This is a genomic window from Herminiimonas sp. Marseille-P9896, assembly GCF_903993245.1.
GTDB lineage: Bacteria > Pseudomonadota > Gammaproteobacteria > Burkholderiales > Burkholderiaceae_D > Oxalicibacterium > Oxalicibacterium contaminans.
Map to the genome: position 1 here is coordinate 205963 of NZ_CAJEVT010000001.1, position 16395 is coordinate 222357.

Annotated in this window: 12 protein-coding genes; 5 read left to right on the forward strand and 7 right to left on the reverse strand. The window is 55.3% G+C overall.

What is annotated here, in order from left to right; genetic code table 11:
- Positions 1-1194, reverse strand: a complete 1194-nt coding sequence (gene pncB / locus H7U06_RS01030; RefSeq protein WP_175624383.1) for a nicotinate phosphoribosyltransferase — start codon at positions 1192-1194, stop codon at positions 1-3.
- Positions 1195-1518: 324 nt separating this feature from the next.
- On the opposite strand from pncB, the gene H7U06_RS01035 reads away from it, so the two are divergent.
- From H7U06_RS01035 to H7U06_RS01045, 3 genes are all read left to right on the forward strand, one after another.
- Positions 1519-3501: a methyl-accepting chemotaxis protein gene (locus H7U06_RS01035; RefSeq protein ID WP_175624384.1), complete on the forward strand. Its 1983-nt coding sequence runs from the start codon at positions 1519-1521 to the stop codon at positions 3499-3501.
- Positions 3502-3667: 166 nt separating this feature from the next.
- A complete protein-coding gene (locus H7U06_RS01040) occupies positions 3668-4807 on the forward strand; it encodes a DSD1 family PLP-dependent enzyme (RefSeq protein WP_175624385.1) in 1140 nt (379 codons plus the stop codon).
- A gap of 79 nt (positions 4808-4886) precedes the next feature.
- Positions 4887-5111, forward strand: a complete 225-nt coding sequence (locus tag H7U06_RS01045; RefSeq protein WP_175624386.1) for a hypothetical protein — start codon at positions 4887-4889, stop codon at positions 5109-5111.
- Between the two features lie 74 nt (positions 5112-5185).
- On the opposite strand, the gene H7U06_RS01050 is transcribed toward H7U06_RS01045, so the two are convergent.
- Genes H7U06_RS01050 through H7U06_RS01075 form a run of 6 tightly spaced genes read right to left on the reverse strand, consistent with a single transcriptional unit; the run spans position 5186 to position 13459 of the window.
- Positions 5186-5413: a hypothetical protein gene (locus tag H7U06_RS01050; RefSeq protein ID WP_175624387.1), complete on the reverse strand. Its 228-nt coding sequence runs from the start codon at positions 5411-5413 to the stop codon at positions 5186-5188.
- A 46-nt stretch (positions 5414-5459) separates the two neighbouring features.
- On the reverse strand, positions 5460-6851 hold the full coding sequence (locus tag H7U06_RS01055; RefSeq protein WP_175624388.1) for a heavy metal sensor histidine kinase: 1392 nt from the start codon (positions 6849-6851) through the stop codon (positions 5460-5462).
- Entirely contained in the window at positions 6848-7531 is a 684-nt protein-coding gene (locus tag H7U06_RS01060) for a heavy metal response regulator transcription factor (RefSeq protein ID WP_175624389.1), read from the reverse strand. The genes H7U06_RS01055 and H7U06_RS01060 overlap by 4 nt, the downstream gene beginning before the upstream one ends.
- A 39-nt stretch (positions 7532-7570) precedes the next feature.
- Entirely contained in the window at positions 7571-8998 is a 1428-nt protein-coding gene (locus H7U06_RS01065) for an efflux transporter outer membrane subunit (protein WP_175624390.1), read from the reverse strand.
- Positions 8995-10254 (reverse strand): efflux RND transporter periplasmic adaptor subunit, encoded by a 1260-nt coding sequence (locus H7U06_RS01070; protein ID WP_175624391.1) that lies wholly within the window; start codon positions 10252-10254, stop codon positions 8995-8997. Before H7U06_RS01070 ends, H7U06_RS01065 begins: the two co-directional genes overlap by 4 nt.
- Position 10255: 1 nt before the next feature.
- Positions 10256-13459: an efflux RND transporter permease subunit gene (locus tag H7U06_RS01075; RefSeq protein ID WP_175624392.1), complete on the reverse strand. Its 3204-nt coding sequence runs from the start codon at positions 13457-13459 to the stop codon at positions 10256-10258.
- A gap of 412 nt (positions 13460-13871) precedes the next feature.
- On the opposite strand from H7U06_RS01075, the gene H7U06_RS01080 reads away from it, so the two are divergent.
- A complete protein-coding gene (locus tag H7U06_RS01080; protein ID WP_175624393.1) occupies positions 13872-14432 on the forward strand; it encodes a hypothetical protein in 561 nt (186 codons plus the stop codon).
- Positions 14433-14756: 324 nt separating this feature from the next.
- Positions 14757-16385, forward strand: a complete 1629-nt coding sequence (locus tag H7U06_RS01085) for a methyl-accepting chemotaxis protein (RefSeq protein ID WP_175624394.1) — start codon at positions 14757-14759, stop codon at positions 16383-16385.
- Positions 16386-16395: the final 10 nt, after the last annotated feature.

The window sequence follows — 16395 nt, forward strand, 5'->3', positions numbered from 1 at the left end:
TCAGTTGACTTGTGGATGATGAAACACCTGGCGCAAATAGGCCAGGAAGGTTTCATCCGTACATAAAGTCTTGCCTGGAGAATCGGACAGCTTGGCGACAGGCTGTCCGTTGCAGGACATCAGCTTCATCACGATATTCAAAGTCTTGATCCCGGTATCATTCGACAAGTTCGTCCCTATGCCGAAGCCGGTCATGACGCGATCAGCGAAATGACGATACAGCACAAACGCCGTCGGCAAATCCAGCGCATCAGAAAACACCAGCCGCTTGGTCATCGCATCTATCCTCAGCTTCGCATAATGCGCGAGTGCTTTCTCACCCCATACGACCGGATCGCCGGAATCATGGCGCAAGCCATCGAATAGCTTCGCAAAGTACAAATCGAAATCGCTGAGGAAAGCATCCATGCCAACTACATCGGTTAATGCGATCCCGAGGTCACCGCGATATTCCTGTACCCAGTCTTCCAGCGCTGCCTTCTGGAAGTCGCGCAAACGCACGCCGAAGGATTGATAGGCTTGCAGGTATTCATGCGCCATGGTGCCTATAGGCGTCAGTCCGTACTTCTTCGCCAGATACACATTCGAGCTGCCTTTGAAGTACTGCGGCACTTCACGCGCCAGCGTGAGCACCACTTCTTCCTGCCAGGCTGCGGAGTAACGACGGCGCACGCCGAAGTCAAAAAATTCAAACGGATGCTTGCATGCAGCTTTACTGTCTAAGGTACGCAGCAGCTCTATCTTCGCTTGCAGTCGTAGCCGTCCTTCGGTCAACGCGACTTGCTGGTCGAAGCGACGGAAATACAGTTCATTGACTATATAGAGTACGAAGATCTCAAAGCCCATCACGTGCACCTGCGGCCCGGCCGCATATATGTTCAGGGTATCGCCATCGCTACTGACCGTAATGAATTTGCGCTGGAAACGAAACACGGTGAGGAAGTCGACAAAGTCGCTTTTCATGAAGCGCAGGCCACGCAGGTAAGCCAGTTCATCTTCGGCAAAGTACAAGGTGCACAGATGATCCAGCTCGCGCTCGACATCTGCTTGCAACTCACTCAAGGGATAAGCCGGGGTATTGCGACAGACAAACGCATATTCAGCCTGCACGCCCGGATGGCTGTGCAGCAGCGCCTGCCACATCGTGAACTTGTACAAATCGTTTTCGAGCAGGCTGCGAACAATAGGAATCATTTGATTTATATCAAGTTTTGGAAGGGACTTGCCCGTTATTGTTGCCGGGCAAATGCCGATAGTAAAACGATTACAAAAAATATATGGCCTTAATAAACCTCTCGCTGTTCCGAAACATTACACGCTAACTGTTTGAATCGTTGGCTTTTAATGTTCACCCGCAGTCCTTAGCCGGTTTTATCGTAGTGCGGACGCACAACATCGTGCAATGCAGCATTACTTGATTCCTGCGGAAATCAACCGTTATACAGTTATGATGTTTCCACAGTGCATCATCGCCAGTCGCAGTTTTTCGTACAACCTCATCATGGATGGAAGTAAGAAATGAACAGCCTTAAGCGTTACTTAGCCAAGCTCAGCGTCGGTGTCCGACTTTCCGCCATTTCCTTCCTGCTGATCGCGCTCAGCTTCGGCGCATTTATCTGGCTCAGCGGCCAGGTGACCACCGACCTGCTGCTGCAACGCGCGACCGCCGACGTCAACGCAAAAGCGCAGCTGGTACTGGGCATGAGCAACGACCCCGTCCTCATCAAACAAAAACTGCTGGCACTGAAAGTAGGCCAGAGCGGACAGTACTCGGTACTGGACGCGAGCCAGGGTGCAGGCTACGGCAAACTGCTCATCGCTGCGCAAGGGCCTAATGCACTGGGCGGCAAAACTGCTGACGGACGTGAACTCGCCAAGGAAATCCTGGCGCAGAAAGAAGGCAGCCTGCGCTACGCAGATGCGAGCGGCGAAGAACGCATCGCCATCTTCAGCGCGGTGCCGGATAAAAATTGGGTGGTCGTAGGCGACACTTACCTCAGCGAATTCACACAAGAAGCCACCACCCTGCGCAACATCTCTGCCGCTGTTGCGCTCGTCGCCACGCTGATCCTGGCGGCATTGCTCTACAGCGCAATCCGCAGCATGCTGCTGCGTCCGCTGGCACAAGCCACGCACACTGCACGCAAGCTGGCGACCGGCGACCTGACCGTACGCCTGCACACCAAACGCACCGACGAAGTTGGACAACTGCTGACTTCGATCAACAGCATAGGCCAGGGCCTGGCCAATGTCGTATGGAATATCCGTCACGGCACCAAGACGCTGTCCACCGCGACCAATGAAATTGCCGCAGGCAACCTGGACCTGTCTTCGCGCACCGAGCAGCAAGCCAGTTCGCTGGAAGAAACTGCATCTGCAATGGAAGAAATGACTTCCACCGTCAAGGAAAACGCCGCGAATGCCGAACAAGCCAATCAACTCGCGCGCACCGCGTCCGAAGTTGCGGTCAAAGGCGGCAACGTCGTATCCGAGGTCGTCAACACCATGGATTCGATCAACCAGTCTTCGAAAAAAATCGTGGACATCATCAGCGTCATCGACAGCATCGCCTTCCAGACCAATATCCTCGCGCTGAATGCGGCAGTCGAAGCCGCACGCGCAGGCGAACAAGGTCGCGGCTTTGCTGTGGTAGCAGGTGAGGTGCGCAACCTGGCGCAGCGCAGCTCCGCTGCCGCCCGTGAAATCAAGGGCCTGATCGAGGACTCGGTGCACAAGGTGCAAAGCGGCAGCAAGCTGGTCGCGCATGCCGGTGAAACCATGAGCGAAGTAGTCGCCAGCATCAAGCGTGTCGACAATATCATGCATGAGATCAGCTCTGCCAGCCGTGAGCAAAGCATAGGCATAGAACAGGTCAACCAGGCAATCGCACAAATGGATCAGGTCACCCAGCAAAATGCGGCGCTGGTCGAACAAGCTGCAGCTGCTGCCGAATCGTTGCAAAGCCAGACCACCGAACTCAACAATGTCGTCGACGTCTTCAAGATCAAGAGCGACGGCCACGGCACCGCCGATGAAGCGACAGAAATGGTGACACGTGCAATCGCGACCATGCATGAAAAAGGCAAGGACGCGACCTTCGCTGAAATCAACAACAAACTCGGCCCGTTCTGTGATCGCGACCTGTACGTCGTAGTCTACGATATGACTGGTAAAAACCTGGCGCACGGTGCCAACCCGGCACTCATAGGTAAAGACCTGATCAATGCCAAGGACGGTGCAGGCAATCTCTTCATCCAGGAACGTCTGTCCATCATCAAGACACATGGCAGGGGCTGGCAGGATTACCTCTTCCTCAATCCGATCTCGAAACAGATGGAAGCCAAGTCCATGTACCTCGACAAGTACCAGGACCTGATCATCGGTTGTGGTGTCTACAAGGATGAAGGCGCCGCAAAGAAGCCCGATAGCAAGGCCATAGCTGCCAGCACCACTTTGCGTATCAGCAGCGATACCAGACGCCTGGAGCGCAAAGCTGCATAAACTTTAGTCGCTCCATCAAAAGCCGCTGCCCGCCTGAGGTCAGCGGCTTTTTTACGTGCGCACCATAGCGAGCGTTAACACCTGCCACACAGATGTAACACATGAAATCGCATTTGCACGTAAAGTAAGGGCTAGCTCTCCACTACTTATGCACATGAAGGACAACATGGGTCACAAAGAATTATCGTTTGCTTCGCAAGCTGCACCGGCACTCCCTGGCGATTCGATAGATCACGTAGACACACCAGCCTTGCTGGTCGATCTCGATGCCTTTGAAGACAATCTGACACGCGTGCATAACCGTGTGCTGCAAGCAGGCCTCAAAGTAAGATCACATGGCAAGGCACACAAGAGTCCGGCGATTGCGCATCGCCAGCTGGCGGCGGGTGCCACCGGCATCTGCTGCCAGAAAGTCAGCGAAGCAGAAATCTTTGTGCAGGCAGGGATACAGGATATTCTGATCACCAACCAGATCGTCGGTCTGCGCAAGGTCGCGCGGGTAGCCGCTCTCGCCGCGCACGCAAAGATAGCTATCTGCGTCGATCATCCTTTGCAGGTCGAACAAATCGGTGATGCCGCCAGCAAGCAGGGCAGCCACCTTGATGTCCTGATCGAAGTCGATATCGGCCACCAGCGTTGCGGCATCAGCAATGCGCACCAGGCCATAGACCTGGCACGCACCATAGAACAATACAGTCCGCACCTGCGTTTCGCTGGCATCCATGCCTTCCGCGGCTCGGCACAACACATGCGCCTGCCACAAGAGCGCGCAGCAGCAGTCAGCAGCGCCGTGGAAAAAGTACGCGGCATCATCCGTGAACTGGAAGCTTCCGATTTTCACTGCGACATTGTTACCGGCGGCGGCACCGGTACTTATATGCTGGAAGCCAACTCGTCGCTATACACCGAGGTGCAACCCGGTTCCTATGTATTAATGGATACCGACTATGCGGCCAATACACCGGAAGCGGATAGCCCACCCTTGCGTCATGCGCTATTCGGTTTATGTACTGTCATCAGCGTACAGGCCGGACATGCGGTACTGGATGGCGGGCTGAAAGCATTTGCCGTCGATCACGGCTTGCCGCGCCTGCAATTGCCAGGCTGGTCGGTACAGACCTTATCCGATGAGCACACGGTGATCGTGCCGGAAGCGGGTGCGACACCGGTACATGTCGGTGACAAAGTACGCCTGATTCCCAGCCATTGTGACCCTACCGTTAACCTGCATGACTGGCTCATCGCTTATCGCGGCCAGACCGTGCAGGAAGCTTGGCCGGTATCTGCGCGTGGCGCCTTGTTCTGACAGGAAACGCTGAACGAATGGCAGGCCTCGCAGGTCCCAAGCTACGTGCTAAGATAAATTATTCTTCGAGGAGGGTGTCATGGCTTTGAAAAAACTCAACAAGCAAGAATTCCTGGATGAACTCAATCGCAACCTGAAAGATCATCCCGGTTACGAAGACTGGATGCAGTTCGTACCACCGCCTGAAGGGGTAGAACCGAATACGGTGGAAGGTTTTGAACGCGCCGGTCCGGAACCGCGCCATTCACTGTACGACCTCGTCGCACTGAAAGTCGGCGAAGCGTTTGAAATGTTTCCCAAGTAGTTTTCTACCTGCTCCCAACTATTTCCCGTCCGCTGCAGGGACGGGAAATTTCATAGTCGCCAGACTCTAACGAATCAGGCTTCAGAGATCAGAACACCGCGCGCGTATGCCCAGTGATCTTTCGGTGCAGGCCGCGCCTCGCCTTCATCCATCAAGTAAGCTTCTGTCACTTCACGCGGGAAATATTCCAGGTGCACCCAAAAATTGCGGGTCTTGCCCTGGTAACCGGCAGATGCAGTTTCGCCCGATATGGAGTCTTGATACCAGACGATACGCACGTTTTGCAGTTCTACTTTAGTCATTTCTATACTCAGCGAAATCGGATGACATCATTCTACGCGAACTGACTTAAGCGTCGTAACTGTCCGCTATAGTAAAACCTATACTGGTGACACCCGTATTGCTGGCAGCAAACACTGTCCCGCCATGCATATGCGCAATCGCCTTGACGATAGCCAGACCCAGACCGTGGCTATTGCCGCTATCGCTACGTGCGGAATCAACACGATAGAAGCGTTCGAATAGTCTATCCAAATGGTGCGCCTCGACTGACGATCCCTGATTACTGACCTTGACCGCCACTGCATGCTCCGCACGCTCGATGTGCACGCGGATAGTCGACAATCGTTCACTATGCTGGATCGCGTTGTACAGCAAATTGGTAATCGCACGGCCGAACAATGAGCGATCTATACGCGTATCGGCATCACCTTCTATCTGCAGCGAGACGCCAGCATCTTCAATCAGCATGTCCAGGAACTCTGCACTCTTCAATACTTCGGATGCAATCGATGTCTGCTCCAGGTTAGCCGCACGTATGCCGCGATCAGCCTGCGCCAGGAACAACATATCGTTGATGATGGTGCGCAAGCGTTCCAGCTCTTCCAGGTTCGATTGCAATACTTCGGTCAATTCTTCCACCGAACGTTCACGCGACAACATCACCTGCGTCTGCCCGATCAAATTCCCCAAAGGCGTACGCAACTCATGTGCAACATCGGCATTGAAAGTCGACAGCTGTACATAAGCCTGCTCGACCCGCTCCAGCGCACCATTAAAAGAGAGAACCAGGCTGTCCAGTTCAGTCGGCAAATCGCGCGCGGGTATACGTTCAGCCAGATTGAGCGGGCTCAGTCTGGCGGCGTGACGTGATAGCTCGTCGACCGCAGCCAGTCCGCGTCGCGCTATCCACCAGCCCAGTCCGGCCACCACCACCACGCCGAACAAAAAGGCGATTACCAGCGCAGCGTTGATGGCGCGGCTGGTACTATCAAACGCGCTGGCATCCAGTCCTACCGTCAGGAATACAGCGGGCCGTTCACCGGAGGCAGGGATCTCGCCACTCAGGGTCAGATAGGTACCGTTTTCGGTAACGATGCGACGTACGCCATTACCTTCGTTACTGATCTTCGCATCGCTGGCGAATGGCTTGCCCAGGCGGAACTGTGGATTGTTGCTTTCCACCAGATAAATGATGCTGCCATCCTGCGGCATGAGCTCCGTCATTTTCCCTTCCAGCAGCGTCCACTTCTCCGCATTGTTAATGCGACGCACGATCAGGCTTTCGACGAATTCAAAACGTGTTTTGATTTCCTGCAGCTGATGCCGCCGCAACTCTATGCACTGGAATTGATACAGGGCGTAGCCGGTGACGGAGAATACCGCCGCAGCCGCCAATGCAAACATCAGCGTCAGGCGGCGGGCTATCGAATGTGTGCTGACGAGGGCGCGTGCGTTCATGTTTCCGCCTTGCTGCGTTCTTCCAGCAGATAGCCCATGCCGCGTATCGTATGCAGCAGTTTGATTTCAGATGGCTCATCCAGCTTGGCGCGCAGACGTTTGATCGCAACCTCCACCACATTGGTGTTGCTGTCGAAGTTAACGTCCCACACCATTTCGACAATCACGGTTTTGGACAATACCTGGCCGCGATGACGGGCCAGCGCCGCCAGCAGGGCAAACTCCTTGGCCGTCAGGTCCAGTCTGCGTGTACCGCGCGTGGCACGGCGTGCGATCAAGTCTATATGCAGATCGGCAATACGAATATGTGTCGACTCCTGTGGACGACCACGTCGCCCCAGCGCCTGCAAGCGCGCCAGCAATTCGAGAAAAGAAAATGGTTTGACCAGATAATCGTCAGCACCAGTCTGCAAACCATGTATACGGTCATCGACTTCACCGCGTGCGGTCAGCATGATGACCGGTGTACTTTTCTCACGCCGCAATGCCTGCAGCACCGCAATCCCGTCACGCTCCGGCAACATGATATCGAGCACGATGGCGTCGTAATCACCGGTGAGCGCAAGGTGCTGACCGTCGATGCCATTGCTGGCGACATCAACAATGCAACCTTGCTCGGTCAGTCCGCGCTGCAGGTAGGCAACGGTTTTGACTTCATCTTCGATCAACAGGATTTTCATAAGATAAGCATCTTTCCTTGTGCTGCCTTATAGGCGACCCTACTCATGCGCGTGCCAGCCGCCACCCAATGCCTTGATCAGTTTCACTGTATTTACCAGACGCTGTCCGTTCAACTGTACTTCCTGCCGACGATAGTTGAGGAAGGTCTGCTGCGCAACTACCACCTCCAGATTGGTAGTGATACCGCTCTGATATCTATCCGTCGACAAACCCAGTGACCTGTCCGCACTGTCAGCCGCCACCTTGGCCGACGCGATCGCCTGCGCCAGTGCCAGGTCGCTATTCAAGCCATCCTGCACTTCCTGCATCGCGACCAATACGCTTTGTCGATACGTCGCCACTGCCTGCTGGTAACCAGCCTCGGCAAATGCAACATTGGCTTTTGTGCGACCACCATCAAAAATGGTTTGCGTGGCGCTGATACCGATAGACCATAACAATGCCGGTGCACTAAACAGATTGCTGAGCTGGTTCGCATCGCTGCCATACAAACCCGACAAACCCAGCGACGGGAAATAAGCGCTGCGTGCCACACCGATTTGCGCATTGGCCGCAGCCATTGCACGTTCAGCCGCGGCAATATCCGGACGCCGCTCCAGCAATGCAGCAGGAGCCATCAGTGGTATCGTCGGCACTTCAGTTTTCGCCAGTTTTACCGGCAATTTGAAATCAGGTGCAGGTACACCGACCAGCGTCGCGATCGCATTCTGATAACGTGCGCGCTGATCCTGCAGCAAAGTCAGCTGCGTCTGCGTCGCCGCCGTCAATCCTTGTTGCTGGTTCAGATCGAGACCTGAAGCCGCGCCCAGTTCATGACGTGCCGAAATAAAATCGAGCGCCTTGGTTTGTGCCGCCAAGGTTTGCTGCAGCACATCGATCTCAGCATCAGTCTGGCGCAACACCAGATAATCGGCAGCCAGCTCGGCCGTCAGTACCAGACGGGTATTTTCAAAATCAGCCTTCGCCTGTTGTGCACTGGCACCCGCGCCTTCAGCCGCGCGTCGCACGCGACCAAACAAATCGAGCTCATAACTGACCGTAAACGCAGCATTGAAATCGTTCTGGATGACGGAGGAATTTTGCGAGTTGTAATTAGTCAGCGGACGTTCTGCCGAAGTGCGGTTACGTGCAGATCCGGCCTGCGCGCCTATCTTCGGAAAGAAGGAGCTATTCGCAACATTCGCCTGCGCGCGTGCCTGGTCGACGCGTGCCTGTGCGATGACCATGGTTTGTCCGTTGGTCAGCGCTTGTTCCTGCAAGGCATTCAGTTCTGCATCGCCGAATATCTTCCACCAAGCGCCTTTTAATTCATCGTCACGCGGATTGCTGGCTTGCCAGCCGGGTTCGGTTTTCCACGCTTGCGCCACCGGTGCGGCAGGGCGCTGGTAGTCGGGACCAACCGCACAGCCGCCCAGGATCAGCAGCGCCAGCAAGGAGGCACAGGCCGGAGGTCGACGTATGATCACGACGCTTTCCCCTTACCGGCGACAGGCGCGACCGGTGTAGCTGCCTTGTCAGCTGGTGGCGTAATCACACTCACTGCGTCGCCACTGCTGAGCGAGTCAGCCGGATTGATGATCAGCTTGTCTTGTGCGGTCACACCACTCGCCAGTTCGATATCCACACCAAGTTCACGTGCAATCACGACTGCTTGCAAGCGTACCTTGCCATCGTCACCAACGACTGCGACACGCGGACCTTCAGGGCGGAACAACAAAGTGTTATTCGGTATCGTCAGCGAATTCGCACCACCACCGCTGGCCTTGATCGCGACCTGCGCGTATGCACCTGGCAACAGCACGCCATCCGGATTCGGCAAATCGATGGCGACCTGCAAGGTGCGGGTGACCGTATCGATCGCGCCTGCGGTACGGGCGATCTTGCCGTCAAATACTTTGCCCGGGATTTCATTCAGTGTGATGCCTACCGTGTTACCGGCCTTGATCTGGGTGGAATAGCTTTGCGGCACATAAACATAGACACGCAATGGATCACTTTTCGCCAACGTGAACAGCACCCGCGTGCTGCCGCCTGAATCGACCAGCGTACCGATATCAATATTACGGCGCGTCACGATGCCGTCGAACGGAGCAACGATACGGCTGTAACCCAATTGATCCTGCAGGCGTTGCACTGCCGCTTTGCTGGAGTTATCAGCTGCCACCGCGACTGCCAGCGCATTGCGCTTCTCATCCAGATCCTGTTGCGATACCGCATCGCGCTTGCGCAGTGCATCCCAGCGTTCAAAGGTGCTCTTCGCCAATTGCAGGTTAGTCGTGGCTTGCGCCTGTGTTGCCTTGGCTTCATTCAATTGCTGTGCGACTTCCGGTGTATCAATCACGGCCAGCAAATCGCCGCGCTTGACCGGATCACCGATGTCTTTCACCCAGCGGCTAACGTAACCATTGGTGCGCGCATTGATAGGCGCTTCGATAATTCCCTGCAGCGTACCCGGCAGACGCAACACATTATCCGTCGCCGAACTGCGCGGGCTGGTTACCGAGACATAGCGCGTGGCTTGCTGCTTCGATACCTCGGCCAGCTCAGTCGCTTTCGCGAAGCGCAGGCCAATGACTATGGCAGCGCCTATCAGCAGGACGGCAACGACGATCAGTGCAAACTTCCGCGTGCGAGACAACAGATGCAAACGCTGTATCCCGTGCGCGGCCTGGTGCGCGTGCAAGCCGTGGATACCAATATCAGAGTGGCGATCTTGAGTCATATCAGCTATTTCCTTCGAGTACTGCAGTATGGGGCGGCGGCAAACCTTTTTTGGCTGCACGCTGCGCCAGGAATTGATGAACACCGGCAAATACCAGCGGCACAAAGAATAGAGTGGAGGCAGTCGCAAACAAGAGACCACCGATAGTGGCGCGGCCCAGCGGTGCATTTTGCTCGCCGCCTTCGCCAAAGCCCAAAGCCATAGGCAACATACCGATGATCATCGCCAGCGCCGTCATCAGCACCGGACGCAGACGCGTGGCACCCGCTTCCAGCGCCGCCGACAATGGCGGCTCGCCAGCCAGCAAACGTTGCCGTGCAAACGACACCATCAGAATACTATTTGCCGTCGCCACACCGACCGTCATGATTGCACCTGTCAACGCAGGTACGCTGAGCGTAGTACCGGTCAGGAACAGCATCCACGCGATCCCGGCCAGCGCAGCAGGCAGGGCGGTGATGATGATCAGCGGATCTATCCACGACTGGAAGTTGACCACGATCAGCAGGTAGACCAGCACGATCGCCATCAGCAAGCCGATGCCGAGGCCGACAAAGGACGACTGCATGGTTTCGACCTGGCCACGCATATTGATCTTCGAGCCCTTAGGCAATTGCGCGCGTATCGGTTCTATCGCTTTCTCCACTTCACGCGCCACCGAACCAAGGTCACGCCCGCTGACGCTGACGTACAGATCAATCACCGGTATGATGTTGTAACGCGATACGACTGATTGTTCACGACTGGTTTTGACGTCCACCAGATTGCTCAGCAATTGAGTAGGCGTGTTCGCATTGCCGGTCCCAACCGGGATTTGCATCAGCGCATCCAGGCTGTCTATCTTGTACTGCGGCGTCTGTACGGTGATGTTGTAAGCGATACCATTGGCCGGATTCAGCCAGAACGCCGGGGCCGTCTGCGAACTGCCGGACAGCGGGATCAACAGATTCTGCGCCACATTCGAAGCACTCAAACCCATTTGCTGCAAACGACTACGATCCATCGTCAATTGCATCGCAGGCTGGTCGATACGCTGACGGATGTAGACATCGACTGCGCCCGGGATTTGCTTCACTGCATTCTGCAACTGCGCAGCCAGGCGATAGTTTTCCTTGATGTTGTTCCCGGCGAACTGCACGTCAATGGCGGCAGGCAAACCAAAGTTCAGGATTTGCGTCACCACATCGGCCGGCTGGAAGTAAAACTCTATGCCCGGGAAACGCTTGGGCAATTCGGCGCGCAATTGCTTCACATAGTCATTGGTCGGCGCATGGCCTTTCTTCAGCGCAATCTGGATTTCACCATCGAAAGTGCCTATGGTGCCGGCGTTGCTATACGACAGATTGATACCGCTGTATGGCAAGCCCAGGTTGTCCAGCACGGTTTCCAGTTCATTGGCCGGGATGGTTTCGCGTATCACCGCTTCTATCTCATCTGCCAGGCGGGCGGTTTCCTCAATGCGGGTGCCGGTCGGTGCGCGGAAATGCAGACGCGCCAGACCAGCATCGACACTAGGGAAGAAGTCCTGTCCCAATGTGAAATACAGGCCGCTGGACAACACCGTGAAGCCGAGGAATACCGCTGCATAAAAACGACGACGCGGCAGCAGTGCACTCAGAACCAGGATGTAGCCGCGACGCATACGCTCGAAACGCGCATCGAAACTCAGGTAGACACGTTGCAACAAATTCGGTTTGTCCTGCACTGCAGGCTGGCCAGCACCGTGCGATTTACGCATGAACAGCATCACCAGCGTCGGCACCAGCGTACGCGACAGGATGTAGGACGCGATCATTGCAAACATCACTGCCTCGGCCAGCGGCACGAACAGATAACGTGCAACACCAGTCAGGAAGAACATAGGGACGAAGACGATACAAATACACAGGGTCGCAACCAGGGTCGGAATTGCAATCTCACCTGCACCTTCCAGGATCGCCGTTTCCAGGTCATGTCCCAAATGCAGATAGCGTTCTATGTTTTCTATGGTGACGGTCGCGTCATCGACCAGGATACCGATCGCCAGCGCCAGTCCGCCCAAGGTCATGATGTTAATAGTCTCGCCCAGCGCATGCAGCGCCAGTATCGAAGATAACACCGACAATGGAATCGAAATCGCGATAATGCAGGTGGTGCGCCAGTTGCCAAGGAAAAGCAGGATCATGGTCGCGGTCAGGCAGGCTGCGATCAGTGCTTCATGCATCACGCCGCTGATTGCCGCCTTGACGAAAACCGACTGGTCGAACAAGGCAGTAACCTTCACGTCATCCGGCAGGGTCGGGATGATTTCCGCCAGCGAAGCACGCACTGAATCGACAATCTCCAAGGTCGAGGCACCGCCATTTTTCAGTAGCGACAAGAGCACGCCGCGCTGGCCATCCTGTCTGGCGATATTGGTTTGCGGCGTGAAGCCGTCGCGCACATGTGCCACTTCGCCGAGATACGTAATAGCGCCATTCACGGTGCGCACCGGCAAGTCATTCAGCTCATCCAGTACGCGCGGTGAACCATTGATATTGACGGTGAATTCGGTGCCGCCAAATTTGGCCGTACCGCCCGGCAGGATCAGGTTTTGCGCATTGACCGCATTGACAACATCGGTCGGCGACAAACCTTTGGACTGCAAGGCCTGCGCATCCAGGTCGACTGAAACGACACGGCTCTTACCACCGTAAGGATAGGGAATTGCGACGCCGGGGATGGTCACCAGCTTGGTACGTACCGAGTTGAGGGCGATATCGAACAAACCCTGTTCCGACATGGTCGGGCTGGATAAGCCCAGCTGTATGACTGGAATGCTGGACGCAGAATACTTGATGATGAGCGGCGGCGTCATGCCGGGCGGCATCTGGCGCAGGATCGCTTGCGAGACCGAAGTCACCTGGGCAATCGCGGTCTGGATACTCGCGCCAGGCTGGAAGAAGACCTTGATGACGGCCACCCCGGCCACCGTTTGCGATTCTATGTGCTCGATATCGTTGACGGTCGTCGTCAACACCCGCTCATTAACAGCCGTCACCCGCTGCCCCATCTCCTGGGCGGACAAACCGTTGTAGTTATAGATAATGCTGATGACCGGAATATCGATTTCCGGAAGAATGTCGGTCGCCATGCGCGTCAGCGCGACAGGCGTGGCAAGAAAAATCAGCAGCGCCATCACGAGGAAGGTATACGGCCGCCGCAAAGCGATTCTGACAATCCACATCGAATAATTTCCGTTCTTGTTTGGGATACCGCTGGAGCTGCATCTCAGTATGACTATCCTGCTACAGCATACTGCGAGAGCCTTGGACATAAAGCGCCACTAGGCCGCCAATATACCGCGCTGTCCATGTCTGCTTGCTGACCAGAAACTGACAAATTTGTCAGTTTGGTACTGTTTTAGGTTGTAAACAGTGCGAGGACAACGATTTTACGCCTATCGCGCAAAATATTTCCGTCCATACATTTTTCCGTAACTTGCCTGCAAAAAGGCGCTGAAAACCGCACAAAACCCGCAAATAACATGCCTGATTGGTGTAATCTGGCGAAAACGCGGAGCTTTTGAGGCCGCACAAAAAATATAAAGACATACCAGACAGACAGGGCCAGCGCGTAGCGAGGGCCACGGAGGAGACATGAAGACGATAACGTGCGCCTTGCTGGCGTTATGTTTAGTCGCCTGCGGCAAAGCAGTCGAAACCCGGAGCAGCGATGCGCCGGAGCGCCATAGCAGCCTGAACCGGGAAGCTGAATTCGAACTGACGACAGAACAGTTCGCCAGTGCCTTCAATGCGGCATCCCGCGCTTACGGCCAGTCGTTCAAAATCAACAAGGTCGAAGTACAGCACGGCCCCGTGCATGACTACTTCCAGCAAACCTTCCCGAGTGGGATCTCGTTGACGGCCGCAATTTCCAAGGACAGCGGTCACATCACCAGCGTCACCGCTCTGGTCGCGGAAAATAGCGCCGCGGCTGAAAACCGCAGCAATGTCCTGGCGATTTCTAAAGTCGTCGCGGCCGCCGTCAATCCGCGCCTGAGTCAGAGCAAGTCCGCCGAACTGGTGCAGAGCATGTTGCAGGAAGTCGGCAGCAGCCAGGATGCAGGCAAATTCCCGCAACGCTTCATCAATAACGTTCGTTATGTTTTGCGCAGTGGCAGCGGCATAGGCTATTGGTGGATCGCCAATCCGGTCTGAAGCCGGATCTGGCACACCCAGATAATCAGCTCTGACTGGCGGCCTGGCCGCCAGAACTTCCCATAGTCCGCCCCCTCTGGTGCACATCCGCTGCACCGGCATCCAGCCGTTTTACCAAAAGTGTTGTGCCGTATCCGCGCGCAAGTTGATTTGCCCCCGGAATTACCCCAGTATTTACTCACTTTTGTTAACGCTTGCGGCGCACTTAAATATGGCATTCGACTACCTATTCCGCCATAATGCCCAGAGGCAAGACACATTAAAACAAAGCCGCGCTCCTACCTGCTCACCTTATAAAAACCAAACGCCAGAAAGTCTGCCCACATGAAAAATTGGACAATCAAACAACGGATCCTCGGAAGCTTTGCGCTCATTCTGCTGGTGATGGCCCTGATGGCGGCGGTAGCCTGGGTACGACTGGCAAAAATCGATGACGCAGCCAGCAGCCTGCAGGAAGACTCGACACCTGGTTTGCATGCCAGCGCGATGATCAATGCCTACTGGTTTGAAAACTACATGCTGACGCAGCAGATCGCGGAAATCGCTGATAGTGAAGCGAACCGCAAGAGCGATCTGGCCAAGCTGCAAGTCAACAGCGACCACATCAACAGCTTGCAGGCGGAGTACGAAAAATCGATCTTCGCTGCCGATGACAAAGCGCAATTCGAAGAATTCAAACAGGCACGCGCAAAGTATCAGCAGGTCCAGCAGGAAATCCTGCGTCAGGATCTGAGCCGTTCCTCGCCGCTGGTACACAAATTATTCATCGAGCAATTGCGCCCGGCATGGAAAGACGCGCATGCGTTGATCCAGAAAATCACAGAGAACAACAAAATCATCGCTGATCAATCGGCGCAGCACATCATAGACTCGGTGCATCAAGCCAAGATCAATATGATTGCGGCACTCGTCGTCGCACTGCTGGCGGCGATCATCTGGGGTTACTTCCTGCTGCGTGCGATTACCGTACCTATGCAAAAACTGATCGGCATACTCGACGTCATGCGCTCCGGCGATTTCTCGCAACGCCTGCATCTGGAACGCAAGGATGAATTCGAACACCTGGCCTCCGGTTTCAACCGCATGACCGACGAGCTCACCATCCTGGTCGGACAAGCGCAAAAATCATCCGGACAAGTGTCAACTTCGGTTACCGAAATTGCCGCCACTTCCAAACAGCAGCAGGCAACCGCAGCGGAAACCGCAGCTACCACGACGGAAATCGGCGCGACTTCCCGCGAAATTTTTGCCACCTCGCGCGACCTGGTACGCACCATGAATGAAGTGTCGCTGGTATCGGAACAGGCAGCAACACTGGCGGGCAGTGGCCAGACCGGCCTGACCCGGATGGAAGACACGATGCAGGCGGTGATGGATGCCGCTGGTTCGGTCAGCGGCAAGCTGGCGATCCTGAATGAAAAAGCAGGCAACATCAATCAAGTCGTCACCACCATTACCAAGGTCGCCGATCAAACCAATCTGCTCTCGCTGAACGCCGCGATCGAAGCAGAAAAGGCCGGTGAATATGGCCGTGGCTTCTCGGTAGTCGCTACCGAAATCCGTCGTCTGGCCGATCAGACTGCGGTCGCTACCTATGACATCGAACTGATGGTCAAGGAAATCCAGTCTGCGGTTGCAGCGGGTGTGATGGGTATGGATAAATTCTCCGACCAGGTACGTCGCGGCATGCAGGAAGTACAGCAAGTCGGTAGCCAGCTCTCGCAAATCATTGCGCAGGTGCAGGCACTGGCGCCACGCTTCCAGGTCGTCAACGAAGGCATGCAGGCACAAGCCAACAGCGCCGAACAAATCAATCAGGCATTGGTACAACTGAGCGAAGCCGCACAGCAAACCGTCGAGTCCTTGCAGCAATCCAGCCAGGCCATCGATGAATTGCATCTGGTCTCCAACGGTTTGCGTAACGGCGTGTCGCGCTTCAAGGTTTCGGCCTGACGGAAGATTG

What these genes read in the sequence shown, in the direction of transcription:
- H7U06_RS01070 (WP_175624391.1), bottom strand. Translation starts at nt 10,254, where the DNA reads ATGACTCAAGATCGCCACTCTGATATTGGTATCCACGGCTTGCACGCG.
- H7U06_RS01055 (WP_175624388.1), bottom strand. Translation starts at nt 6,851, where the DNA reads ATGAACGCACGCGCCCTCGTCAGCACACATTCGATAGCCCGCCGCCTG.
- H7U06_RS01035 (WP_175624384.1), top strand. Translation starts at nt 1,519, where the DNA reads ATGAACAGCCTTAAGCGTTACTTAGCCAAGCTCAGCGTCGGTGTCCGA.
- pncB (WP_175624383.1), bottom strand. Translation starts at nt 1,194, where the DNA reads ATGATTCCTATTGTTCGCAGCCTGCTCGAAAACGATTTGTACAAGTTC.
- H7U06_RS01045 (WP_175624386.1), top strand. Translation starts at nt 4,887, where the DNA reads ATGGCTTTGAAAAAACTCAACAAGCAAGAATTCCTGGATGAACTCAAT.
- H7U06_RS01080 (WP_175624393.1), top strand. Translation starts at nt 13,872, where the DNA reads ATGAAGACGATAACGTGCGCCTTGCTGGCGTTATGTTTAGTCGCCTGC.
- H7U06_RS01085 (WP_175624394.1), top strand. Translation starts at nt 14,757, where the DNA reads ATGAAAAATTGGACAATCAAACAACGGATCCTCGGAAGCTTTGCGCTC.
- H7U06_RS01060 (WP_175624389.1), bottom strand. Translation starts at nt 7,531, where the DNA reads ATGAAAATCCTGTTGATCGAAGATGAAGTCAAAACCGTTGCCTACCTG.
- H7U06_RS01050 (WP_175624387.1), bottom strand. Translation starts at nt 5,413, where the DNA reads ATGACTAAAGTAGAACTGCAAAACGTGCGTATCGTCTGGTATCAAGAC.
- H7U06_RS01075 (WP_175624392.1), bottom strand. Translation starts at nt 13,459, where the DNA reads ATGTGGATTGTCAGAATCGCTTTGCGGCGGCCGTATACCTTCCTCGTG.
- H7U06_RS01040 (WP_175624385.1), top strand. Translation starts at nt 3,668, where the DNA reads ATGGGTCACAAAGAATTATCGTTTGCTTCGCAAGCTGCACCGGCACTC.